We start from the raw sequence: 21876 nt of genomic DNA, 5'->3' as shown, positions 1-21876 counted from the left end.
CTGGTTGTGGTTCCGGTGATCGAGCCTCTCGAGATCGGTTTCGACAGGCTCAACCACCGACGGCCGGTTACATCTGGCTGAAGGCGGCGACGGCGGGATCGGCGCCCGCGCGGGCACCCGACTCCAGCGCGGTGATTTCGCTGAGTTCGGCGGCGGAAAGTTCGACGGCGACGGCACCCAGGTTTTCCCGCATGCGCTGCGAGTCGGCTGACTTGGGGATGACGATGGTGCCCTGGGCGAGGTGCCACGCCAGCACGATCTGGGCGGGAGTGGCGTCGTGTGTGCCGGCGAGGTCCTTCACGGCCGCTGCATTCAGGTCCGCGCCCTGGCCGAGCGGGCTGTAGGCCTCCACGGCGATGCCGAGTTCCCTGCACTTGGCGGCCAGTTCCTGCTGCTGGAAGGTGGGGTGGCTTTCGAACTGGTTCACTGCCGGGACCACGTCCGCGGCCGGGAGGAGCGTGTCCAGGTGTTCCGGGAGGAAGTTGGACACGCCGATGGCGCGGATCTGGCTGTTGGCGTAGAGCTTTTCCATCGCCTTCCAGGCGTCGGTGAAAAGCCCTTGGGAAGGCACCGGCCAGTGGATCAGGTAGAGGTCCACGAACTCGACGCCGAGAGCCTTGCGGCTGTTCTGGAACGCCTCGTGCGCGTTGCCCTGTTCGCCGTTGCGGAGCTTGGTGGTGATGAAGATGTCTTCGCGGGGAATGCCCGAGGCGGCGATGGCAGCGCCGACTCCTGCTTCGTTCCGGTACGCGGCAGCGGTATCAATGTGGCGGTAGCCCGCTTCTAAGGCATCTTCAACGATGCGCTGCGTTTCTTCCGGCGGAACCTGGAACACGCCGAAGCCGAGTTGCGGAATCCGGACTCCGTTGTTGAGGGTCAGTTGCGGAATGGTGTTTTGGTTCGTCTGGGACATCGTCAGTTTCTTCCGGTCGTGGGGATCGTCGAAGGGGGGTGGGAAACCGCTTTCGTACTGGCTAGGCTTCGAGCCTATGCACTTTGCCTGGCCGTGTCAGCAGGGATGCCTGTTCCTGTTTTTCCTAGGACTGGCAGTCCTACGTTCGTTGTAGAACGGAGGCTTGCGGGCCGTGCACAATGGAAGGCATGGGTCAGAGCGCCGAGTTTGGAAAATTCCTGAAGGCCATGAGGTCGCGGCTGAAGCCGGAGGACGCCGGGCTGGCCGGAACCTCCGGTGCCCGGCGGGTTCCCGGGCTGCGCCGCGAGGAGATAGCGCGGCTGGCGGATGTGAGCACGGACTACTACACGCGCCTGGAGCAGGGCCGCAACATCCACCCGTCCAGGGCAGTGCTTGATTCAGTGGCGCGTGCGCTGCGCCTCGATTCCAGCGAGCAGGCGCACATGATGGATCTCCTGGAGAACTGTGCGGCCTCGCAGGGTTCTCCCGTCCCGGTCCAGAGTGTCCGCCCGGCGCTGCGCCAGCTCCTGGACGCGGTGGGTGACGTTCCCGCGCTGGTTCTGGGCCGCCGGAGCGACGTCCTGGCCGGCAACAGGCTGGCCTTCCTGCTGTTTGCCGATTTCCCGGCCATGCCTGCGGGGGAACGCAACCTGACACGCTGGCTGATGCTCGATCCGCGCACCCGTGAGTTGTTCCGTGACTGGAAGGCAGTGGCTTCAGATGCGGTCGGCGCCCTGCGCGGGGACGTTGGCCGCCATCCCAACGATGCCCAGGCCAATCAACTGGTGGGCGAACTCGCGGTGCACAGCGAACACTTCCGGCAGTGGTGGGCCGGACACCGTGTCGCCGCTCCGTCGGCGGGCAGCGTACGTCTCCGCCATCCTGCGGTGGGAGACCTGGAACTGAACTTTGAAAACCTGGTGCTTCCGGATGATCCGGACCAGGTTCTGCGGGTGTTTTCCGCGAAGCCGGGGTCGCCGTCGGCCGATTCATTGACGCTGCTGGGCAGCTTCGGTGCCGGCATGGACAGCGTGGCCGCCGGCCCGGCCGATGCGGCTGTGCAGCTGCCACATGAACCCGTCTGATTCTGGGCAAACGCCCATTGGGGAGCGCATCGGGTTTTCCTAGCCTTGGGGTAGACCTTTTTCACTACCAAGGATGGGATTCAACGATGAAGCGCATCGCACTGCTCCGCGAACGAGTGGCCACCGCCGGGGCCACAGGAACCCACTGCCCGGCTTCCGGACTGTGGGCCCCTGTGGACGCACCGCATGATGGTCAAACCTTCTTCGAAGGACACTTTTTTCCGTCCTACAACGGCTCGCCCACCGTCTGGCGGCGGGTCACGGCAGGGGACACGTCCCGCTGAAACTCCGGGGTTAGCGCTCCAGGCGGAACCCCAATTTGATGGTCACCTGCCAGTCGGCCACTTTCCCGTCTTCCAGGTGCCCGCGGATTTCCTTGACTTCGAACCAGTCCAGGTTGCGGAGGGTCTTCGCGGCCTCGGCGATCCCGTTGCGGACGGCAGCGTCCACGCCCTCGCTTGAAGTTCCGACAATTTCAGAAATGCTGTAGGTGTGATTCGACAACTTCGCTCCTCATAATCTCCATTGACACCCGGAACTGCGGGCCGTCCCTGCAGATTAGCGGACGCGCGGCGGCGCGACTAGGGTTTCGCGGGCATCGGACCAGTGGGGAAGGGGCCTGCGCGAAGCGGCCCGTGCGCCATGCCCGGGCCGAACACGGGGCCGGGTTCCGGTCGTTTGGCTGTCAGGCCCAGGTTTGCGGGACGTTGCCGCACCCGCCGCACCACCCACGGGAACAGGTAATCCTTGGCCCAGACCAGGTCGCTGCTCCTGGCCTGGCGCCAGCTGCCGACGGGCAGCACCTTGGGTTCCAGCGGTTTCAGGGTGTGCGGGACGTTCAGTGTCTCCAGCACCATGGCCGCGATGGTGTGATGGCCCAGCGGGGAGAAATGGAGGCGGTCCGGATCCCACATGTGCGGAGCCGCCAACTGGCGCAGGCTCCAGAGGTCGGCCACCACGCCGTCATGCCGGGCCGCAATGGTGCGCATGTTTTCGTTGAAGATGGCCACCTTGCCGCGGATGCGTCCGAACACCGGCGTGCTTCCCCAGTCCGGACCGGTGAAGAGCACCACCGTTGCTCCGGTGGCGCTGAGGAGCGCTATTGCCGGCTCCAGCCTCTCCGCCAGCCTGTCCGGATCACTGCCGCGGAACACGATGTCATTGCCGCCCGCGGAGAGTGTGACCAGGTCCGGCTTGAGCTCGAGGGCCGGCCCCAGCTGGTCATCCACGATCTGCTGGAGGAGGCGGCCCCTGACGGCCAGGTTGGCGTAGGCGAAGTCCTGGTGGCCCAGGCTCAGCTCTTCTGCGACCCGGTCCGCCCAGCCGCGCACACCTCCGGGGCTCCGCGGCTCCGGATCGCCATACCCCTCGGTAAACGAATCTCCCAGTGCCACGTATCGGTTCCAGGGGTGCGGAGCCGGAGTGCTCGCCGCGGGGGGTGTCCGCGACGGTCCAGGAATGCTGAACGTACTCACGTTCCCATGGTGACCCCGTCCGGGACCCGAAAACAGGGCCGAAGGTCGCATTTCGGCAGGCGCCGCGGCGGCCGTAAGCGGATGTGATTCCTATTGCATTAGCATCAGAAAATACCAAGGGGGGTATATCATGGAGGGAGTCCTAGAGCCACGGAGGAAGCAATGGAACTCGATCCCGCCGACATGAAGCCGGTCATCAACCGCCTGCGCCGCGCCCAGGGGCAGCTTGCTGCCGTCACGCGGATGATTGAAGAGGGCCGCGACTGCAAGAGCGTGGTCACCCAGCTGGCCGCTGTATCCAGCGCCCTGGACCGGGCCGGGTTCTCCATCATCGCCACGGGCCTGCAGCAGTGCATGCAGCAGGAAGACCCCAGCCTTGACAAAGCCGAGCTTGAGAAGCTCTTCCTCTCGCTTGCCTAGGCGGTTTTAGCCTCAAGCACGTAAGACTTCAGGTCATCGAGCGTCTGCTGCATATGGGCGTCCATGGCGCTGCGGGAGCGTGCGGCGTCGCGTGACTCCAATGCCTCGGCAATGGCCTGGTGGTGCCCGATGGCATGCTCCTGGATGTCCCGGAACTTGGACGTTTCGGTCCGCCGCTTCTCCAGGACGCGGTGCAGCGGCTCAAACAGGACGGCGACAAAAACGTTCTCCGAGGCGCGGAGGATGACGTCGTGGAACGCGAGGTCGGCTTCCACGAAACCCGGCAGGTCGTCGGAGCCGTGGGCCTTGCGCATGGCCGCCACATAGCCGTGCAGAATCCCGATGTCGGCGTCGCTGATGCGGCCCGCCGCCAGTTCGCATGCGCCCGTTTCCAGCATCCGGCGGAGCTCGATCAGCTGGATGGCGGCGGAGGCATCATTCACGCCCTCTGACGCTGCGCGGAGCACTGCTTCCAGGGAGGCCCAGCGGTTGAGCGGGTTGACGAACGTGCCCCGCCCCCGCTCCACGCTCAGGATGCGCTGCGCTTCGAGCGTCTTCATGGCTTCCCGCACGGTCATACGGCTGACCTCGTGCTTCGCGCTGAGCTCCAGCTCGCCCGGGACGCTGGAGCCGGGGGGAAACTCGCCGGCAATGATCCGGTCCAGGAGCTCGTCGGCCACCACGCCGACCAGTGATTTACGTGCCAATTTTCCCCCGTTCAGCGGTGAGCGACGATTTGTCCGACAAGTCTACTTGCGCGTCCCTGTGCCTTGTGCCACACTAGCATTCAAATGTTAGATGTCTGACATCTTACAAATACCTAACCGCAGCAGAGATTTCATACACAACGGAGTGCAAAATGCCCCTTGAAGCAGATGTACTGGCAGCCTTCCCGGCCGAGGTCCAGATTCCCGCTGAGCTGGTTGCCGACGCTGTCGCGGCGTCTTCGGCAGCCTCCCCCCGCGTGCTTGTAGTGCTCGACGACGACCCCACCGGCACGCAGTCCGTTGCGGACCTGCCCGTGCTCACCCGCTGGGACGTTGCCGACTTCACCTGGGCCTTCTCCCACATTCGGGAGAACAACCTCAAGTCCGCCGTCTACGTCCTGACCAACACCCGCAGCCTGGACCCGGCCGAGGCCGCCGCACGGAACGAAGAAATCGTCCGCAACGCGCTGGCCGCAGCAGGGAACACAGCCGGCGCCGCCGAAGGACAAGCGCTACGCCTCGGTTTCGTCAGCCGCAGCGACTCCACCCTCCGCGGCCACTACCCGCTGGAACCTGATGTCATCGCCGCCACCGTAGCTGCCGAGACCGGCGAGGCCACCGACGGCGTAGTGATCGTTCCGGCATTTCCCGACGCCGGCCGCGTCACCATCGGCGGCGTGCACTACATGCGCGGCACCGGGGCAGACGCCGGCATGCTCACCCCCGTGGCCGAGACTGAATTCGCCAAGGACGCAAGCTTCGGGTTCGCCAACTCCGAGATGGCCAAGTATGTCGAGGAGAAGTCGAAGGGCCGGTTCGCTGCTGACTCCGTGATTGTCCTGGACCTCAATATCATCCGTGCCGGTGCTGCCGCCGCGGACCCTGCCATCTCCGCCAAGGCCATCGCGGACGCCATCGAATCCGCCACCGATTCCACGCCGATTGTGGCCGACATCGTCACCGAGAATGACTTCCGCGCCCTGGCCCTCGGCCTGGAAGAAGCAGAACGCCGCGGCAAGAAGCTCCTGTACCGCGTGGGGCCTCCCTTCGTCCGTGGCCGCATCGGCCAGGAAATCCGCGCCCAGCTCAGCGGTGAAGAGGCCTACGCCGGCAATACGCCGTCGGAAGCCGGCGGGCTCATCGTGGTGGGCTCCCACGTCGGTGTCACCACCCGCCAGCTCAAGGCACTCACCGAGCAGCACAGCGCGGCACGCATCGTGGAGATCGACGTCGAGAAGCTGCTTGGCGATAGCGCTGCCAGCTACCTGGACGAAACAGTGGACACGGTGGTGGAGTCGCTGCGCACCGGCGATGTCATCGTGCACACCAGCCGCCTCCTGATCAAGACCGACGACGCCGCCGAAAGCCTGCGGATTGCACGCACCGTGTCTGCCGCCGTTGTGGCCGTCGTCAACCGCACGCTCAAGACGTTCCCGCCGCGCTTTGTGATCGCGAAGGGCGGCATTACGTCCTCGGACGTCGCCGCGCACGGCCTGGAAATCCGCCACGCGATCGTCCGCGGGCCCATGCTCCCGGGCATCGTCAGCCTGTGGGAGCCGGTGGACGGCCCCGCCAAGGGCATCCCGTACATCGTCTTCGCCGGCAACGTGGGAGACGACCAGTCCCTCGCCGACGTCACGCGCAAGCTCAGCAACACCTTCTGAATCCCGACATAATTTCAATGGAGAACACCATGACCAGCAGCTACACCATCACCGTCCTGGGCCTCGGCGCCATGGGCCTGCCCATGGCCACCCGCCTGGCCAGCCAGCTCACCGTCCACGGCTTCGACATCGCCGAGCCGCGCCTGAAGCTCGCCGCGGAAGCCGGGATCCGCACGTTCGATTCCGCCCGCGAAGCCTCCGAGGGCGCCGACGCGCTCCTCCTGGCCGTGCGCAACGGCGAGCAGCTCAACGATGTCCTCTTCGGCGAGAACGGCGTGGCCTCCGTACTCAAGCCGGGCGCCGTCGTGATCCTCGGCAGCACCGTGGGCACCGAGGCCATCCCGGCCACCGTTGACCGACTGGCCGAATACGGCGTCGAGCTCGTCGATGCGCCGCTTTCCGGCGGCCCGAAGCGCGCCGGCGAAGGCGACCTCCTAATCGTGGTGGGCGCCTCGCCCGAAGCCCAGGAAAAGGCCCGCCCGGCCCTGGAACTGCTGGCCTCCACCCTCACCGTGGTGGGCGACAAGCCCGGCGACGGCCAGGCGCTCAAGACTGTCAACCAGCTGCTCTGCGGCGTCCACATCGCAGCTGCCGCCGAAGCCCTGGCCCTGGCCGACGCCCTCGGCCTGGACCAGGAAAAGACCCTCAAGGCCCTCGAAGCCGGTGCAGCGGGGTCCTTCATGCTCTCCAACCGCGGCCCGCGCATCCTCGAGGCCTACAACGAGGAAGGTGCCGAGGTGCTCAGCCGCCTGGACATCTTCGTCAAGGACATGGGCATCGTGGGCAAGGCCACCCGTGCCGCCGGCCTGGCCGCCCCCGTTGCCGCTGCAGCCGAGCAGCTCTACCTCCTGGGCCAGGCCCAGGGCCTCGCCGCGGCCGACGACTCCGCCGTCATCAGGGTTGTCGCCCCCACGAAGCGCACCGCATAATCCCCACCTAAAGCCCGACGACGGCGGTCCCCCCTCCGTCGTCGTCGAACCACCTCGCCAGGCGCTGCCGGCGACGTCAAAGGAGACAATTCCCCATGAACCCCCTGATGAACTCATTGATGGTGCGGGCCGCTGATGCCCCCGCCATCAAGCCGGCCGTGGAGCTGGGCACTCCACTGCTGCTGACCATCGCCGCTCTCGGCATCGCACTCCTGCTGGTCATGATCATCCGCTTCAAGATCCAGGCCTTCGTGGCACTGCTGACGGTCAGCATCCTGGTGGCCGTCGCGTCGCAGATTCCGTTGAAGGACGTCTTCACCGTCGTAGCCACCGGCGTCGGCGGCACCATGGGCAAAGTGGCACTGCTGATCGCCCTGGGCGCCATCCTGGGCCGGATGATCGAGGTGTCCGGCGGCGTCCAGTCGCTGGCCTCCCACTTCACCGAGAAGCTCGGTGCCAAGCGCGTGGCAGTGGCGCTCACCGCCGTCGGCTTCCTGGTGGCCATTCCGGTGTTCTTCGAGGTCGGCGTGATCGTCCTGGTGCCGATCGTCTACGCGTTCTCCAAGATCGCCAAGGTCCACCCGGTGAAGTTCGGCCTGCCCATGGCCGGCATCATGCTGTCCATCCACGTCGCCGTGCCGCCGCACCCGGGCATCGTCGCCGGGGCAGGTGTCTTCGGAGCCGACATCGGGCTCATCACGCTGATCTCCCTGCTCATCTGCATCCCGCTCGGCTTCCTGTCCTACTGGGTTGCCAGCATCATGAACCGCAAGGAATACGAACTCCTCCCCAGCGTCAAAGCACAGGTTGACGAGTTCGGTTCCGCTTCCCTGGTGCACGTGGGCCACGACGGCCCCGGAGCCCAGGCTGTTGCCCCGCCGCGCCCCGGCCTGATCATCTTCCTCATCGCCGCACCCATCGTCCAGATCCTCCTCGGCACCGTGGGCACCCTGACCATCAGCAAGGACAACTTCTGGTACGGCGTGGCCGCGTTCGTCGGCAACCCGTTCCTTGCACTGCTCGTGGCCGTTGGCCTGTCGTTCTTCCTGCTGGCGGTCCGCCGCAACTGGTCGCTGCGCGAAACCGGCGAAATCTTCGAAGGCGCACTGCCTCCCATCGCCTCCATCCTGATGGTTGTTGCCGCCGGCGGCGTGTTCGGCGAGGTGCTGCGCACCTCCGGCATCGGCGCGGCACTCTCGCAGACCCTGGACCACCTCGGCCTGCCGCTGATCGTCCTCGGCTTCATCATTTCCCTGGCGCTCCGTGCAGCGCAGGGCTCCGCAACGGTGGCCATCGTCACCACTGCCGGCCTGCTCACCTCGGCCGTGGCTGAAGGCGGCTACTCGCCCGCCCAGATCGCCGTGCTGGTCATCGCGATCGGCTTCGGCTCCCTGGGCCTGTCCCACGTGACCGACGCCGGCTTCTGGACCGTGGTGCGGTACTACGGACTCACCGTATCCGACGGCCTCCGCACGTGGACCGTCCTCACCACCATCCTGGGCCTGGCCGGCTTCGCCCTGACCTTTGTCGCCTGGATCCTGGTGGGAGGCCTGAGCGCCTGATGCGTGCCCGACTCGACCACCTGGTGGGTTCGGCCCTGCAGCAGGGCGCCGCTGTCCCGGCCTTCACCTGCTACGACTTCACCACTGCCCTGGCCGTGGTGGAGGCTGCGGAAGAGGCCGGCCGCGGAGCCATCCTGCTGGTTGCTCCCAAGACCGCCGGCACCCCCAACGGGCTGCGCCTTATCAGCGCGCTCCGCGGCCTGGCCGACTCTGCCGGCGTTCCGATTGCCGTGCAGCTGGACCACGCCTCCGATCTTCGGGTGATCGCCGACGCCGTCGCAGCGGGGGCGGACTCGGTCCTCGCCGACGGTTCGTCGTTGCCCTACGAGGACAACATTGCGCTTGTCCGCGAGGCGCGCGCCGTGCTGGCCGCGCAAGGCCACGCCGACGTCGTGATTGAAGCGGAACTGGGCGGCCTGGCCGGCGACGAGGACCGCGCCTTCGGTGCCGACGCAACCGGCCCGTTGACGGACGGCGCCGGCGACGCCACAGGAGCCGGCACCGCCGGGCTGACCGACTCTGCCCAGGTGGAGGACTTCGTAGCCCGCACCGGCGCCCAGCTGCTGGCAGTGGCCGTTGGCAATGTGCACGGCAAGTACAAGGGGGAGCCGCAACTGCGGTGGGACGTGCTGCAGGACATCGCAGTGCGCACCCACATTCCGCTGGTGCTGCACGGCGCCTCCGGCATCCCGGCCGAAGAGCTGGTCAAGGCCGCCGCCATGAACGTGGGCAAGGTGAACTTCAACACCGAACTCCGCACCGGCGTGCTGGCCACGCTGGAAGCCGAAACCGGTCCGCACCGTGCCGACGGCGAGAACCTCCAGGGACTGCTCGGAATGTGGAACGCCTCGGCCAAGGACTTCGCCGCCGGCGCCCTGTCCACCCTCACCAAGTAGCGGAACAGCAAGACTCCCAACGGGGGAGGCTAGGATCGAGCCATGATCCCGGCTTCCCTCGTTTTCGCGTTTGTTGCGGCCCTGCTGCACGTCTACATCTTCACCATGGAGTCCGTCACCTGGACCCGGCCGGCCACCTGGAAGCGCTTCGGGGTCGCGTCACAGGCCGACGCCGAGACCACCCGTCCGCTGGCCTACAACCAGGGCTTCTACAACCTGTTCCTGGCCGTCGGCGCCCTGATCGGCGCGGGCGCGGTTCTCCTCGGCCAGCCGGTGGTCGGCTGGACCCTCATCTTCGCGTCCTGCGGGTCCATGCTGCTGGCGGCCGCCGTTCTCGCCCTGACCGGCCGGAAGTACCTCCGCGCGGCCGCCATGCAAGGCACGACGCCGCTGCTCGCCGTCGTCCTCGGCCTCCTGGGGCTGCTGCTCGGCTAAGCCCGCTGACCGGGTGCCGGAGCAGGGCAGCTTCTGGTCCTTGACGGGCGCCCGGCGGACAATGGAGAGTACGCAGGGAATCGTTCCGCGTCGGTAGGGAGCGCAATGGGTGTTCCGCAGCAGCCGCAGCAGGCAGGCACAGGGCAGGTCATGCCCGCACCGGACCGCGACGCTGTGATCGACCTTGCCCGCTTCTTTTGCCTGGCCCTCGTAGTGGTGGGACACACCATGATGGTCAGCCCCGTGCTACACCCTGACGGCACGGTAACCACCGAAAACACCCTCGCGCTGCAGGACTGGTTCGAGCCGATCATCTGGATCTTCATGGTGATGCCGCTCTTCTTCGTTGCCGGCGGCATCACCGGGCTGCAGTCCTGGCGGCGGCTCAAGGCCCGCGGCGGCGGCGGACTGGAGTTCGCCCAGGCCCGGCTGCTGCGCCTCATCCGGCCCGCCGCCGCCCTGCTGGCCGTGATGTTCGCCGGGCTGTGGGCGGCACGGCTGTTCGGCGTGGAACCGCAGGTGGTGGAGCTGATCGTCACCGGCGCCGGGATGCCGCTCTGGTTCCTGGCCGCATATCTGGCCGCCCAGCTGAACATCCCCCTGCTGGCCGCGCTCCATGACCGTGCACCCTGGCTGTCACTGGCCGGCCTCGCCGCGCTGGTAGTTGCAGTCGACTGCTTCCGCGGTGCCCTGCCGCTGCTGGCGTACGCCAACATCCTCTTCCTGTGGTGCGCCGTTCAGCAGCTGGGGTTCGTGCTGGCCGATGCCCCCGGAGGGAAGCCCCGCGCCTCCACGCTGGCGGGCGTCATTATCGCCAGCAACCTCGTGCTGGGGCTGGTGACGGGCCTGGGGCTGTACCGCGGCAACATGCTGGTGAACCTGAACCCGCCCAATTTCTGCCTGCTGCTCCTTGGCACGGCTCAGGCCGCGGCGCTCCAGCTCTCCCGGCCGATGCTCACAGGTGCGGCCTCGGCCCGATGGGTGCGGGCGGTGGTGGGGCTGGCCGGACGGCGCGCCATGACCGTTTACCTGTGGCACCTGCCACTGCTGGCAGCCATGTCCGGGCTGCTCCTGCTCACCGATTTCCCCAAGCCGTTGGCGGGGACCGCGGCATGGTGGTGGTCGCGTCCGCTGGTCCTGCTGGGCATCATCGCGCTCCTGCTCCCGGTGCTGGCGGTGTTCGGGCGGCTGGAAGAACGTCCGACGGCGTCTGTCCACTCCCGCCGCCGGCCTCCCGCCGCGGTGGTGACCGCCGTCGTCGTCGTTTATATACCGGTGGCCGACGCCGCGCTCAACGGGCTGACGCTCGCCCTGCTGGGCGGGGGAGCGGCGTGCTTCGCCCTGGCAGTGCTCCTTCTCGGCCGGATTCCACTGCGTCCACCCGCGCCGGGAGGCCGCAGCGGGCCATTGCCACAAGCGCCTTTAAGTGCCAATGTCGAACCATGACGGAGAACACCGTATCCACCGAAGACACGTTCAGTCCGGACGTCACGACCATCCGGAATGATGAGCTGCACCGCTACGAACTGCGTGTCGGCGGGAAGCTGGCGGTCGAGTCGCGCTTCGTCGACAGACCCGGGCACGTGGACTTCATCCACACCGACACTGCGGCGGATTTCAAGGGACAGGGGCTGGCAAAGGTGCTGGCACATTTCGCCCTCGATGACGTGGTGTCCGCAGGGAAGCGGATCATCCCGCACTGCCCCTTCATCTATGGCTACCTGAAGAAGCACGACGCCTACGAACAGTTCATCGACTGGCCCGAGCACCCGCCCACGGACGAAGTGACCGCGTCCTAGCGCGTCCTGTTGCGGGCCCGCCCGGGGAGGGCAAGCTTAGTCGTCGAAGTGGGTGGACGGCGCCCCCGGCGCGAACGACGCCACGAGCTTATCCGCCACGTCCCGAAGCTTCAGGTTCCGGCCGCTGGAAGCCTTCGTGAGGATGGCCATCGCTTCCGCCTGCGAACACCGGTTCTGGCCCATGATGATGCCGGCGGCCAGGTCACCCGGTGGCCGGAATACGGCCACGCCATCGCCTCGCTGGGACAGTTCAGCGTACTCGGAGTACCGCTCACGCTCGACGCCGGCGCCTGTCAGTGCGGGTGTCCCGGACCAGCACCGTGGTGCCGGTCGTCATCGCATGGAGGCACGGGCCTTCGCCGAAGCTGTGCTGGATCTCATCAAAAAGGCGGGCCTCAGGGTTGCTCCAGGCCGCCGTCGTGGTCCGGTGGTGCCGGCTCAGTGTCACGGCGCAGGAAATGTCCCGGCCGAGGATGCGCGAGAGTGCGGCAGCTGAAAGCTCACAGAGCTCCGTAAGGAATCCGTTGACGTCCTCGCTGCTGATGACCAGATCCTGCAGCTGTTCGGCCACGGATGTGTCCAGCGTGATCTGGTCCATCCCCCAAGTCTGGGTCTGGTGGGAAGTGAAAGACCCGGCACGGAGGGCAGCTTGTGGCCCGGGCAACTATTTCGTATGGTTTAGGTGAGTTATGAAGCTGGCTCTTGGATGTCTCTGTGGGAGAAGCCTTGAACCATAAACTGCGTGTGCTGGTCCGTGTGGACGTTGATCCCGGACGAGTGACCCTGGAAGTCTCGGGCTGCCTGACCCAGACCAACTATCCCGTCCTGCTGCACATCATGCGCCGCGGGCGGCGCCTCTCCCCGGAGCAGGACATCACAGTGGACCTCCACAATGCTTCCCATCTGGATCCCGAGGTCCTGATGTACCTGCGCCACATCGCCGGACGCAAGGTTGAGGGCGGCGCGAATTCCGGGCACGGCGCGGCCGGCTCCGACGCGTTCCACCTCACTCTCGACGAGCCCGCGGAAGTCCCCATCTGCCTGGAACATGCCGGGCTGGCAGGAGGCGAAGAGGCCACCCTTGACAGCGAAATCAACGCCCTGCTGGATTCAGACGCCACTTCCGGTTTGGGCATCGACGAAAACCTGGCAACAGCCGGGGAACAGCGCACCATCGACTGCCTGGAGCTCGCCGAATACCTTGAGGGGAACCTGGATCCCGCATCCACGGTCCGGGCACTGTCCGACGACGCCCTCGGAAAGCTGGCCGACGCACTGTACCGGCACTTGGACACCCGGAGCCCTTCGTTCGGCGCGCACACCTGGTACGAACTGGCCGCCGAGGAACTTCACCTCCGCCACCTGACGGAGCCCGACGGCCCGTCGCAGGAGGAAGTCGCCGCAGGCTGACGGCCCGGTCCGGCGTCATCAGCCGCCTGGCACCTTAGCCCTTTTCCGGCCGGGCGGATAAGGTTGGACTGACGCAGGATAGTCCACCCTTCCACGCTCCTTTGGTCTCACTTCGGAGCCGGATCCTCACCGGGCGGCTGACTGAACGGACGAGGATCCAGGGGACAGCCGGGCCATGACACCACGGCAACTGACCATCAGGCTGATTGTTTTGGCTACCGCCATCCTGGGCCTGAACTACATCATTTGGCGTTGGATGGTTTCCATCAACTGGGAAGCCTGGTGGATCGCGATACCGCTGGTCCTGGCGGAGACCTACTCCCTGCTTGACTCCCTGCTTTTCGGCGTCACCATGTGGCGATACAAGCAACGGGACACTCCGCTACCGCCGCCGGCCGGACTCACGGTGGACGTTTTCATCACCACCTATAACGAGCCGTTTGACCTCGTCATGGGAACGGCGCGGGCAGCCAAGAACATTGCCTATCCGCACAGGACCTGGATCCTCGACGACGGCAACCGCGCCGACCTGCGGGCCATCGCCGAGGCGGAGGGCATCGGCTGGATCACCCGGTCCGACGACTGGGCCAACCGTCCCCGGCACGCCAAGGCCGGCAACCTCAACAACGCACTGCTCGCCACGGACGGCGAGTTCATGCTGATCCTTGACGCAGACCAGGTGCCGGACCCGAAGATTCTCGACAACACGCTGGGCTATTTCAACAACCGCAGGATGGCTCTGGTCCAGACCCCGCAGGTGTTTGTGAACGTCCCGCCGAACGATCCGCTGGGCAGCCAGGCGCCGCTTTTTTACGGGCCCATCCAGCAGGGCAAGGACGGCTGGAACGCGGCCTTCTTCTGCGGTTCAAACGCGATCATCCGGCGGGAAGCGCTCATGCAGCTGGGGGTGATGCGCTACGTCTCGGAAACAGAGCTGGCACTGAACAAGGCGCTCAAGACCGCGGACAAGGTGGTGGCCAAGGCGGGGCGCCAGCTTGGCCCCGGGCAGGAACGGCTGGCGTCCGCGCTCTCCACGTTGGCGACCGACCTGCAGCAGGTCCGGCGCGAGCTCAACGAGGGGCAGGCCATTGCCGACGTCACCTACCGGTTCCAGGAGCGCGTGGACGCCGTGGCCCGGAACCTGGTGGCGGAAGACTTCGCGGCGCTGCACGCTGAACTGAACTCCATTGAGGGGCTTTCCCGGACCATCGACGTGGACGGTTCCCTCGCCGTCGTCGACGACGTTGCCCTGGACAGGCTCTCCCAGCGCGACTGGTCCCCGCTGGGAGCGGTGGAAACCGTCCGTGTCCTGATCGATTCCGTCAACGCCGAGAAGGCCGGCGAGGCTCAGGCCGTGATGCCGCTGGCTACGATCTCGGTGACAGAGGACATGGCCACCTGCATGCGGCTGCATTCCCTCGGCTGGGAATCGGCCTACCACCACGAACGCCTGGCTGACGGTCTGGCCCCCGAAGACCTCGATTCGATGCTGACGCAGCGGCTCCGGTGGGCCCAGGGCACCATGCAGGTCATGTTCCGGGAAAACCCGTTTATGCAAAAGGGGCTCAGCCTGGCCCAGCGGCTGATGTACGTGGCCACCATGTGGAGCTATTTGTCCGGGTTCGCCGCGGTGGCGTACATAGCCGCTCCCGTCATCTACCTGATCCTCGGGATCCTTCCGGTCCAGTCCCTGAGCAACGAGTTCTTCCTCCGGCTCATCCCGTTCCTGGTGATCAATCAGATCCTGTTCTTGGTGGTGGGGCGCGGGGTGAAGACGTGGCGCGGCCAGCAGTACTCGCTGGCGCTTTTCCCCACCTGGATCAAATCCGTCACCTCCGCGTTCGGGAACGTGTTCCTGGGCCGGGACCTGGACTTCCGGGTCACGCCCAAGACACTGCAGGCGCGCAGCCGGCTGCCGTGGCATTTGGTCAGGCCGCAGCTGATAGCCATGGCCGTCCTGGCACTGGCGGCCGTTGTGGGCGTTATCCGGCTGCTGCTCGGCCAAGGGGATCTCCTGGGCAGCTCCGTCAACTTTGTGTGGATAGCCTTCGATCTGCTGATCTTCAGCGTAGTCATCGAAGCTGTCCGCTACCCCGGCTACGATGCCTGGCTGAACAGCAACAAGAAGAAAGAGGGAAATCCATGATCGAATTCAAGAACGAGACGCTGGCCAATGGAGTGGGCGTGATCCGTCCTGTGGGCCGGCTCAATATGGTGTCGGCCCCGCACCTCGGCGCCAACATCGATGCGCTGATCAGCGACGGCACGGTCCGCCTGGTGGTTGACCTTGCCGGCACCGACTTCATTGACTCGTCCGGCCTCGGTGCCCTGATTACCGGGCTGAAGAAGACCCGGCAGGCCGGCGGAGACCTCCGGCTGGCCAACCCCACGGCCCAGATCACGGCGGTCCTGGAAATGACCAACCTCAACAGGGTGCTGCAGCCGGTCGCCTCGGTGGACGGGGCCTATTGATGAGCAGCGAGTTCAGCCTGCGCGCCGCCGCGGTTCCCGAAAGCCTGGAGCTGATCCATAAACTGCTCGAGGACCTCTGTGCAGGTGAACCCGGCATTCAACCCATGGACCGCATCAGGTTCGAAACCGCGCTCATCGAGGTGGCGTCCAACATCATCGAGCACTCCCGCCCGGCCGGCACGGACCCCGTCCGGTTTGTCCTGGCTGTGGAATGCGAACCTGAGCGGCTCTTTGCCGAATTCACGGACAACGCCCGGCCTGCCGGCATCGACCTCACGGCCGCCGAACTGCCGGATGACATGTCCGGGAGCGGCCGCGGACTTGCCCTCGCCAAGGTGGCGTTGGACCAGTTTTCCTACGCCAAGGAGGACGGCGGGAACCGCTGGACACTGCTTTGCCGGCGCAAGTCGACGGCGGACACCGCCACGCACTGAACCGGCCACCAACACGCACTGAGCGGCGAATCTTGCCTCAATCGCCGCCCGGGCGACAGTCAATGACGCTCCATTGAGCCGGCCGGACCCCGCAAATCCGCCAAATTCATAATTAGCTCACAAAAGTTTGACTAAAAGGTTTACCTAAGTAAGGCTTACCTTGCTACGTTAGCGCGCCTCCAAACGCCTACCAAAGGAAAACCTTGTGACGCTGTTGCCCCGTGTGGACGAGAAACGCCTGGACCTGCCCGCCCCTTCCGGCGGGCACGATTTCGGCTCCCGGGTGGAGCTCGCCCTCGCCGCCACCAACCACCTTTTCAACTCCCGCAACGCGCCCCGCTACGTGGCGCAGGTGCTCCAGGGCGTCAACGCCGTGGCCACCAAGCTGGAGCGGACCACCAAGCCGTTTACCGGCGTCGGGCCCCGGGAGCTTCAGGCGCGCGTCGGCGCGGTTGACCTGGACCTGCCCCTGCCGGACACTGCCGCTGCGCTGGCGGAACTTGAAGAGGTGTACCTGCAGGACGCCGTCTACTTCCATGACGCGAAATACGCGGCGCACCTGAACTGCCCCGTGGTGATCCCGGCGCTGGTGGGGGAGAGCATCCTGTCCGCCGTGAATTCGTCGATGGACACCTGGGACCAGAGCGCGGGCGCCACCATGATCGAGCGCAGGCTCATCGACTGGACGGCGGAGCGGCTGTCCCTGGGGGACGCTGCCGACGGCGTGTTCACGTCCGGCGGCAGCCAGTCCAACTTCCAGGCGCTGCTCATTGCCCGCAACCATGCCGTGGCCGGGCTGCGGAAGCTCCCCGGCAATGAATCCCTCCGGCTTCCTGCCCTGCTGGAGAAGCTGCGGGTCTTCGCGTCCGAAGACAGCCACTTCAGCATCCGCAAATCAGCCTCCATGCTGGGACTGGGGTACGACGCCGTCGTGCCGGTGGCCTACGGGCCGGACCACCGGATGGACCCCGCCGCGCTGGCCGGCGCGCTGGCGCAAACGGCCGACGCCGGGCTGGTCCCGATCGCCGTGGTGGGCACCGCCGGGACAACCGATTTCGGCGCGGTGGACCCGCTCGTCGAGCTCGCCGCCCTCGCCCGGGCGTACGGCGCGTGGTTCCACGTGGACGCCGCCTACGGCGGCGGCCTGATGCTCTCCGGCCGCTACAGCCACCGGCTGGACGGGATCGGCCTGGCCGACTCCGTCACCGTGGATTTCCACAAGACCTTCTTCCAGCCGGTGAGCTCCAGCGCCCTGCTGGTCCGGGACCGGGCCATGCTGCGGCACGTGACCTACTACGCGGACTACCTCAACCCGGAGAGCGCCGCTCTGGCGGACATTCCCAACCAGGTGGACAAGAGCATCCAGACCACGCGCCGCTTTGACGCCCTGAAACTCTGGCTGACCCTCCGGATTATGGGCGCGGATGCCGTCGGTGCCCTGCTGGACGAGGCGATAGACCTTGCCGCACGCACCGGGCAGGCCCTGGCCGCCGACCCCGACTTCGAGCTGGCCGCCCACCCGCAGCTGAGCACGCTCGTGTTCCGCTACCGCCCGCTCCGGGCCGACGGGACGCGCCTCGATGAGGACGCCGCGGACACCCTTAACCCGGCGATCCGCGCCGCCGTATTCGCCTCCGGCGAGGCGGTGGTCGCCGGAACGAAGGTCGCCGGACGGCACTACCTGAAGTTCACCCTGCTGAACGCCGAGGCCACCCCGGAAGACATCAACGCCATCATCACCCTGCTCCGCCGCACCGGTGAAGCGCTGCTTACCGGACAGGAGGCTGCAGCATGAGCACCTCCACTCCCAGCACCGCAGGCGAGGGGCACGTGTACGACTTCGCCGGTATCGGCGTCGGGCCTTTCAACCTGGGGCTCGCCGCGCTCACCGAGCCCATCGACGGACTGGATGCCGTCTTCCTGGAGCGCCGCGACTCGTTCGACTGGCACCCCGGCATGATGCTGGAGCCGGCCCACCTGCAGGTCCCGTTCATGGCGGACCTCGTGACGCTGGCCGACCCCACGTCGCCGTATTCGTTCCTGAACTTCCTCAAGCAGACCGGCCGGCTCTACCGCTTCTACATCCGGGAAAACTTCTACCCGCTGCGTGCCGAGTACAACCAGTACTGCCAGTGGGTGGCCGGCCGGCTCGCTTCGGTGCGGTTTGGCACGGACGTCCGGGAGATCACGTACGACGGCGGCGTGTACACGCTGTCCGTCCACGGCCCCGCCGGGCCGGAGGTGCTGCGCGCGCGGCGGCTGGTGCTGGGCACCGGAACATCGCCGTACGTCCCCGCGGCCTGCGACGGAATCGTCGAAGCGGCAGCCAATGGTGGCGGGCTGGTCCTCCACAACGCCGAGTACCTGTCGAGGAAGAGTGAGCTGCAGCAGCAGCGGAGCATCACCATCGTGGGCAGCGGCCAGAGCGCGGCGGAAATCTACTATGAGCTGCTGCAGGAGATCGACGTCCACGGGTACCAGCTGAACTGGGTCACCCGGTCCGCGCGGTTCTTCCCGCTGGAGTACACCAAGCTCACCCTGGAGATGACGTCTCCGGAGTACGTGGACTACTTCCACAGCCTCCCGGAGGAACAGCGCGACGGCCTCATCAGGAGCCAGAAGAACCTGTACAAGGGCATCAACTCCGAGCTCATCGATGCCATCTACGACCTCCTGTATGCCAAGAGCCTCTCCGGGATGGTGGATACCCGGCTGCTGACGCACTCGGCCCTCACCGGGGCCTCGTGGGACCCGGCCTCCGGCACCCACACCCTGCAGCTCCGGCATGAGGAGCAGGGCGCCGGCTGTTCGCTGGACACGGAGGCCGTGGTGCTGGCCACCGGCTACGGCTACCGCGAACCCGGGTTCCTGAACGGGATACAGGACCGGATCGCCCGGGACGGCCGCGGCAGGTTCGCCGTCGAGCGCAACTACAGCATCGGCGTCGAACCCGGCGAGATCTTCGTCCAGAACGCGGAACTCCACACCCACGGATTCGTCACCCCGGATCTCGGCATGGCCGCCTACCGCAACTCCTGCATCCTGCGCGAGATAACCGGCCGCGAGGTCTATCCTGTGGAACAGAGCATCGCGTTCCAGCAGTTCGGAGTGCCCGTGACGGCTAACGTCGCGGAGCGGAAGCCGGTGAACGCATGAGTTTCACGTTCCGCTGCTTCGACCCCGACGCCGACGCACAACTCCTCCACAGCTGGGTAACCCGGCCATATGCCGCCTTCTGGGGGATGCAGTGCGCGTCCGTCCAGGACGTTGTGCAGGAATACTCGAAGATCCAGTCCAGCGGTCACCACCACGCGCTGCTGGGGCTCGACGCCGGCGTTCCAGCCTTCCTGATGGAGGAGTACCTTCCGGCCTTCTCCGCACTGGCAGGCCAATACGCCGTGCAGCCGGGGGACATCGGGATGCACCTCCTGGTCGCGCCGCCGGCCGGTCCGCCGCGCCCGGGCTATACCGCCGCCGTGATGGAAACAGTCCTGGACCGGCTCTTCGCCAAGGACAAAGTGGAGCGCGTGGTGGTTGAGCCCGACGCCCGGAACCACAAGATCCACGTCCTCAATGCGCGGCTCGGATTCCAGCCCGCCGGGGAGATCGCGCTGCCGGACAAGCAGGCCCTCCTCAGTTTTTGCACGCGGGAGGCCTTCCATGCCGCCCGCGCCGCCCTTCATTCATCCCCGATCCACCTTTCCGCAAATTGCCAGGGAGCATCACTTTGACCACCGCAGAACTTGAATCCGTCCTCACCGCAGGAAACGTCGCAACCCACCTCACGCCGGAACGCTGGGCCGCCGCCAACCGGCACCTGGTCCGCAAGGCGCTCGCCGAGTTCTCGCACGAACGCATCCTCAGCCCGGAACGGATCAGCGCAGGGGACAGTGCCGTGGGCAGTGCCGGGGGCAGCGCCGCGCCTGGTGCCGAGGACCGGTCCGGTGCCGGAGCCCAGTCCCACGACTACCGGGTGCTCAGCGATGACGCCACGGTTGAATACCGGTTCTCCGCCAGGATCCTGCACCTTGAGCACTGGTCCGTCGACGCCGCTTCGATCACCTGCAACCGGGACGGGCAGGACGCACCCCTGGATGCGCTCCGGTTCATCACCGAATTCCGCGACGCCCTGGGGATCCGGCCCGAGATGCTCCCGGTCTACCTCGAGGAGATCAGCAGCACTCTTTCCAGCCACGCCTACAAGCAGTGGATCGGCCAGCCGTCCTCCGCGGAACTGGCGGCAGGCGTGACCGGCGGAGCGGACGCCGCCACGGACTTCCAGGCCATTGAGCGCAGCATGACGGAGGGTCACCCCTGTTTCGTGGCCAACAACGGCCGGCTGGGCTTCGGCATCAGCGACTACCGCGCCTTTGCCCCGGAAACCGGCGTGCCCGTGCAGCTGGACTGGATCGCGGTGCACCGGCGCAAGGCAGTGTTCACCTCCAGCGAGGGCCTGGGCTATGCAGCCCACCTTGACGCCGAACTGGGTGCCGGCACCCTGGCCTACTTCGACGCCGAGCTCAGTGCCCTGGGCCTGGACCCGGCCGCGTATTTCCTGATGCCGGTGCACCCATGGCAGTGGGAGAACAAACTGACGGTGACCTTTGCCGCCGAGATCGCCCAGCAGCACATCGTGCACCTCGGGATCGGGGCGGACGGCTACCAGGCCCAGCAGTCCATCCGGACGTTTTTCAACACGACCGCCCCGGAAAAGGCGTACGTCAAGACCGCCATGTCCGTGCTGAACATGGGGTTCATGCGCGGGCTGTCCCCGCAGTACATGAAAGCCACACCGGCCATCAATGACTGGCTCCAGGACCTGATCGGCGGCGACGAGGCCCTGCAGGCCCGCGGACTGGCGATGATCCGGGAGGTGGCAGCGATCGGATACCACAACGGATACTACGAGGAGGCCGCACCCAAGGAGTCGCCGTACCGGAAGATGCTGTCCGCGTTGTGGCGTGAAAGCCCGCTGCCGCTTCTGGAGGAAGGACAGCAGCTGGCCACCATGGCCTCGCTGCTGCACACCGATGCCGCGGGCACACCCATGGTCTCCGCCCTGATCGAACAGTCCGGGCTGGAACCCGGCGAGTGGCTGCGCCGGTACTTCGAGGCGTACCTCGTGCCCCTGGTGCACTGCCTGTACCGCTACGAGCTGGCGTTCATGCCGCACGGCGAGAATGTGATTCTGGTGCTCCATAACGGGGTGCCCGTGCGGGCGGTCATGAAGGACATCGCAGAGGAAATCGTGGTGATGGGGAACCGGATCGAGCTGCCGGACGCCGTATCCCGGATCAAGGCGGACATTCCCGACGACGAGAAGGTCCTGGCCGTCTTCACCGACGTGTTCGACTGTATCTTCCGGTTCCTCGGCGCCCTCCTTGAGGAAGACGGCGTGCTCCGCGGCGAGGAATTCTGGCGCATCGCTGCCGGGGCTATCCGCGATTACCAGGCGGAGCACCCCGAACTCGCGGATCAGTTTGCCCGGCACGACCTGTTCGCGCCCGACTTCCAGTTCTCCTGCCTCAACAGGCTGCAGCTGCGCAACAACCAGCAGATGCTCGATCTCACGGACCCGTCCGGAGGCCTGCAGATGGCCGGCAGGCTGGTGAACCCGCTGGCGAAGTTCGCCTAGGACGTTCGCCGAGATGGCATGTCACGGCAGTCGTGGTCGC

General features: G+C 66.4%; 24 protein-coding genes. 18 read left to right on the top strand and 6 right to left on the bottom strand.

From position 1 onward, the window contains the following. Positions 1 to 67 precede the first annotated feature (67 nt). Positions 68 to 913, bottom strand: a complete 846-nt coding sequence (locus ASF98_RS11385; protein WP_200939341.1) for an aldo/keto reductase — start codon at positions 911 to 913, stop codon at positions 68 to 70. A 188-nt stretch (positions 914 to 1101) separates the two neighbouring features. Between ASF98_RS11385 and ASF98_RS11380 the strand changes: the two genes are divergently transcribed. Both ASF98_RS11380 and ASF98_RS11375 read left to right on the top strand, forming a co-directional pair. Further along, on the top strand, positions 1102 to 1998 hold the full coding sequence (locus ASF98_RS11380; RefSeq protein ID WP_055802434.1) for a helix-turn-helix transcriptional regulator: 897 nt from the start codon (positions 1102 to 1104) through the stop codon (positions 1996 to 1998). Between the two features lie 86 nt (positions 1999 to 2084). Beyond that, entirely contained in the window at positions 2085 to 2282 is a 198-nt protein-coding gene (locus tag ASF98_RS11375) for a hypothetical protein (protein ID WP_055801631.1), read from the top strand. 10 nt (positions 2283 to 2292) lie between these two features. On the opposite strand, the gene ASF98_RS11370 is transcribed toward ASF98_RS11375, so the two are convergent. Together ASF98_RS11370 and ASF98_RS11365 are read right to left on the bottom strand one after the other, a co-directional pair. Further along, positions 2293 to 2502, bottom strand: a complete 210-nt coding sequence (locus tag ASF98_RS11370) for a dodecin (protein WP_028270601.1) — start codon at positions 2500 to 2502, stop codon at positions 2293 to 2295. 77 nt (positions 2503 to 2579) lie between these two features. After that, positions 2580 to 3524, bottom strand: coding sequence for an SGNH/GDSL hydrolase family protein (locus ASF98_RS11365; RefSeq protein ID WP_235505824.1), 945 nt, complete (start codon positions 3522 to 3524; stop codon positions 2580 to 2582). A gap of 111 nt (positions 3525 to 3635) precedes the next feature. On the opposite strand from ASF98_RS11365, the gene ASF98_RS11360 reads away from it, so the two are divergent. Continuing rightward, positions 3636 to 3893, top strand: coding sequence for a metal-sensitive transcriptional regulator (locus ASF98_RS11360; protein ID WP_055801628.1), 258 nt, complete (start codon positions 3636 to 3638; stop codon positions 3891 to 3893). Here ASF98_RS11360 and ASF98_RS11355 read toward each other — a convergent pair. Continuing rightward, on the bottom strand, positions 3890 to 4600 hold the full coding sequence (locus tag ASF98_RS11355) for a FadR/GntR family transcriptional regulator (RefSeq protein ID WP_055801625.1): 711 nt from the start codon (positions 4598 to 4600) through the stop codon (positions 3890 to 3892). The genes ASF98_RS11360 and ASF98_RS11355 overlap by 4 nt on opposite strands. Before the next feature lie 152 nt (positions 4601 to 4752). Here ASF98_RS11355 and ASF98_RS11350 point away from each other — a divergent pair, with 152 nt between their 5' ends. The 7 genes from ASF98_RS11350 to ASF98_RS11320 all read left to right on the top strand — a co-directional run bounded on the left by ASF98_RS11350 (position 4753) and on the right by ASF98_RS11320 (position 11885). Then, entirely contained in the window at positions 4753 to 6264 is a 1512-nt protein-coding gene (locus ASF98_RS11350; protein ID WP_055801622.1) for a four-carbon acid sugar kinase family protein, read from the top strand. A 29-nt stretch (positions 6265 to 6293) separates the two neighbouring features. Further along, on the top strand, positions 6294 to 7193 hold the full coding sequence (locus tag ASF98_RS11345) for an NAD(P)-dependent oxidoreductase (protein WP_055801620.1): 900 nt from the start codon (positions 6294 to 6296) through the stop codon (positions 7191 to 7193). 95 nt (positions 7194 to 7288) lie between these two features. Then, on the top strand, positions 7289 to 8755 hold the full coding sequence (locus tag ASF98_RS11340; protein WP_055801618.1) for a GntP family transporter: 1467 nt from the start codon (positions 7289 to 7291) through the stop codon (positions 8753 to 8755). Then, the gene (locus tag ASF98_RS11335; RefSeq protein WP_055801616.1) at positions 8755 to 9651 is read left to right on the top strand and encodes a class II fructose-bisphosphate aldolase; all 897 of its coding nucleotides are present in this window, start codon (positions 8755 to 8757) and stop codon (positions 9649 to 9651) included. Before ASF98_RS11340 ends, ASF98_RS11335 begins: the two co-directional genes overlap by 1 nt. A 42-nt stretch (positions 9652 to 9693) precedes the next feature. Beyond that, the gene (locus ASF98_RS11330) at positions 9694 to 10086 is read left to right on the top strand and encodes a DUF1304 domain-containing protein (protein ID WP_055801613.1); all 393 of its coding nucleotides are present in this window, start codon (positions 9694 to 9696) and stop codon (positions 10084 to 10086) included. Positions 10087 to 10191: 105 nt separating this feature from the next. Further along, a complete protein-coding gene (locus ASF98_RS11325; RefSeq protein ID WP_055801610.1) occupies positions 10192 to 11532 on the top strand; it encodes an acyltransferase family protein in 1341 nt (446 codons plus the stop codon). Next, positions 11529 to 11885, top strand: coding sequence for a GNAT family N-acetyltransferase (locus ASF98_RS11320; RefSeq protein WP_055801607.1), 357 nt, complete (start codon positions 11529 to 11531; stop codon positions 11883 to 11885). Before ASF98_RS11325 ends, ASF98_RS11320 begins: the two co-directional genes overlap by 4 nt. A gap of 36 nt (positions 11886 to 11921) precedes the next feature. On the opposite strand, the gene ASF98_RS24785 is transcribed toward ASF98_RS11320, so the two are convergent. Beyond that, on the bottom strand, positions 11922 to 12113 hold the full coding sequence (locus ASF98_RS24785; RefSeq protein ID WP_055801605.1) for an ANTAR domain-containing protein: 192 nt from the start codon (positions 12111 to 12113) through the stop codon (positions 11922 to 11924). A gap of 43 nt (positions 12114 to 12156) precedes the next feature. Further along, positions 12157 to 12483, bottom strand: a complete 327-nt coding sequence (locus tag ASF98_RS24780) for a GAF domain-containing protein (protein WP_055801602.1) — start codon at positions 12481 to 12483, stop codon at positions 12157 to 12159. Between the two features lie 128 nt (positions 12484 to 12611). On the opposite strand from ASF98_RS24780, the gene ASF98_RS11305 reads away from it, so the two are divergent. From ASF98_RS11305 to ASF98_RS11270, 8 genes are all read left to right on the top strand, one after another. Then, positions 12612 to 13295, top strand: coding sequence for a hypothetical protein (locus ASF98_RS11305; protein ID WP_156372369.1), 684 nt, complete (start codon positions 12612 to 12614; stop codon positions 13293 to 13295). A gap of 175 nt (positions 13296 to 13470) precedes the next feature. Next, complete coding sequence (locus ASF98_RS11300) at positions 13471 to 15441, top strand: glycosyltransferase family 2 protein (protein WP_055801597.1); 1971 nt, start codon at positions 13471 to 13473, stop codon at positions 15439 to 15441. Beyond that, the gene (locus ASF98_RS11295; RefSeq protein ID WP_055801594.1) at positions 15438 to 15767 is read left to right on the top strand and encodes an STAS domain-containing protein; all 330 of its coding nucleotides are present in this window, start codon (positions 15438 to 15440) and stop codon (positions 15765 to 15767) included. Before ASF98_RS11300 ends, ASF98_RS11295 begins: the two co-directional genes overlap by 4 nt. Then, positions 15767 to 16201, top strand: coding sequence for an ATP-binding protein (locus ASF98_RS11290; protein WP_055801591.1), 435 nt, complete (start codon positions 15767 to 15769; stop codon positions 16199 to 16201). Before ASF98_RS11295 ends, ASF98_RS11290 begins: the two co-directional genes overlap by 1 nt. 205 nt (positions 16202 to 16406) lie before the next feature. Then, a complete protein-coding gene (locus tag ASF98_RS11285; protein ID WP_055801588.1) occupies positions 16407 to 17996 on the top strand; it encodes a pyridoxal phosphate-dependent decarboxylase family protein in 1590 nt (529 codons plus the stop codon). Next, the gene (locus tag ASF98_RS11280) at positions 17993 to 19357 is read left to right on the top strand and encodes a lysine N(6)-hydroxylase/L-ornithine N(5)-oxygenase family protein (RefSeq protein ID WP_055801585.1); all 1365 of its coding nucleotides are present in this window, start codon (positions 17993 to 17995) and stop codon (positions 19355 to 19357) included. Before ASF98_RS11285 ends, ASF98_RS11280 begins: the two co-directional genes overlap by 4 nt. Next, complete coding sequence (locus ASF98_RS11275; protein WP_055801583.1) at positions 19354 to 19932, top strand: GNAT family N-acetyltransferase; 579 nt, start codon at positions 19354 to 19356, stop codon at positions 19930 to 19932. Before ASF98_RS11280 ends, ASF98_RS11275 begins: the two co-directional genes overlap by 4 nt. Further along, positions 19929 to 21836, top strand: a complete 1908-nt coding sequence (locus tag ASF98_RS11270; RefSeq protein ID WP_055801580.1) for an IucA/IucC family protein — start codon at positions 19929 to 19931, stop codon at positions 21834 to 21836. The genes ASF98_RS11275 and ASF98_RS11270 overlap by 4 nt, the downstream gene beginning before the upstream one ends. Positions 21837 to 21876: the final 40 nt, after the last annotated feature.

The organism is Arthrobacter sp. Leaf337 (assembly GCF_001423745.1).
In the GTDB taxonomy this organism is placed as follows: domain Bacteria; phylum Actinomycetota; class Actinomycetes; order Actinomycetales; family Micrococcaceae; genus Arthrobacter.
This window is presented reverse-complemented; position numbering and strand designations above follow the sequence as displayed.

What these genes read in the sequence shown, in the direction of transcription:
- ASF98_RS11385 (WP_200939341.1), bottom strand. Translation starts at nt 913, where the DNA reads ATGTCCCAGACGAACCAAAACACCATTCCGCAACTGACCCTCAACAAC.
- ASF98_RS11380 (WP_055802434.1), top strand. Translation starts at nt 1,102, where the DNA reads ATGGGTCAGAGCGCCGAGTTTGGAAAATTCCTGAAGGCCATGAGGTCG.
- ASF98_RS11375 (WP_055801631.1), top strand. Translation starts at nt 2,085, where the DNA reads ATGAAGCGCATCGCACTGCTCCGCGAACGAGTGGCCACCGCCGGGGCC.
- ASF98_RS11365 (WP_235505824.1), bottom strand. Translation starts at nt 3,524, where the DNA reads ATGCGACCTTCGGCCCTGTTTTCGGGTCCCGGACGGGGTCACCATGGG.
- ASF98_RS11360 (WP_055801628.1), top strand. Translation starts at nt 3,636, where the DNA reads ATGGAACTCGATCCCGCCGACATGAAGCCGGTCATCAACCGCCTGCGC.
- ASF98_RS11350 (WP_055801622.1), top strand. Translation starts at nt 4,753, where the DNA reads ATGCCCCTTGAAGCAGATGTACTGGCAGCCTTCCCGGCCGAGGTCCAG.
- ASF98_RS11345 (WP_055801620.1), top strand. Translation starts at nt 6,294, where the DNA reads ATGACCAGCAGCTACACCATCACCGTCCTGGGCCTCGGCGCCATGGGC.
- ASF98_RS11340 (WP_055801618.1), top strand. Translation starts at nt 7,289, where the DNA reads ATGAACCCCCTGATGAACTCATTGATGGTGCGGGCCGCTGATGCCCCC.
- ASF98_RS11335 (WP_055801616.1), top strand. Translation starts at nt 8,755, where the DNA reads ATGCGTGCCCGACTCGACCACCTGGTGGGTTCGGCCCTGCAGCAGGGC.
- ASF98_RS11330 (WP_055801613.1), top strand. Translation starts at nt 9,694, where the DNA reads ATGATCCCGGCTTCCCTCGTTTTCGCGTTTGTTGCGGCCCTGCTGCAC.
- ASF98_RS11325 (WP_055801610.1), top strand. Translation starts at nt 10,192, where the DNA reads ATGGGTGTTCCGCAGCAGCCGCAGCAGGCAGGCACAGGGCAGGTCATG.
- ASF98_RS11320 (WP_055801607.1), top strand. Translation starts at nt 11,529, where the DNA reads ATGACGGAGAACACCGTATCCACCGAAGACACGTTCAGTCCGGACGTC.
- ASF98_RS24780 (WP_055801602.1), bottom strand. Translation starts at nt 12,483, where the DNA reads ATGGACCAGATCACGCTGGACACATCCGTGGCCGAACAGCTGCAGGAT.
- ASF98_RS11300 (WP_055801597.1), top strand. Translation starts at nt 13,471, where the DNA reads ATGACACCACGGCAACTGACCATCAGGCTGATTGTTTTGGCTACCGCC.
- ASF98_RS11295 (WP_055801594.1), top strand. Translation starts at nt 15,438, where the DNA reads ATGATCGAATTCAAGAACGAGACGCTGGCCAATGGAGTGGGCGTGATC.
- ASF98_RS11290 (WP_055801591.1), top strand. Translation starts at nt 15,767, where the DNA reads ATGAGCAGCGAGTTCAGCCTGCGCGCCGCCGCGGTTCCCGAAAGCCTG.
- ASF98_RS11280 (WP_055801585.1), top strand. Translation starts at nt 17,993, where the DNA reads ATGAGCACCTCCACTCCCAGCACCGCAGGCGAGGGGCACGTGTACGAC.
- ASF98_RS11275 (WP_055801583.1), top strand. Translation starts at nt 19,354, where the DNA reads ATGAGTTTCACGTTCCGCTGCTTCGACCCCGACGCCGACGCACAACTC.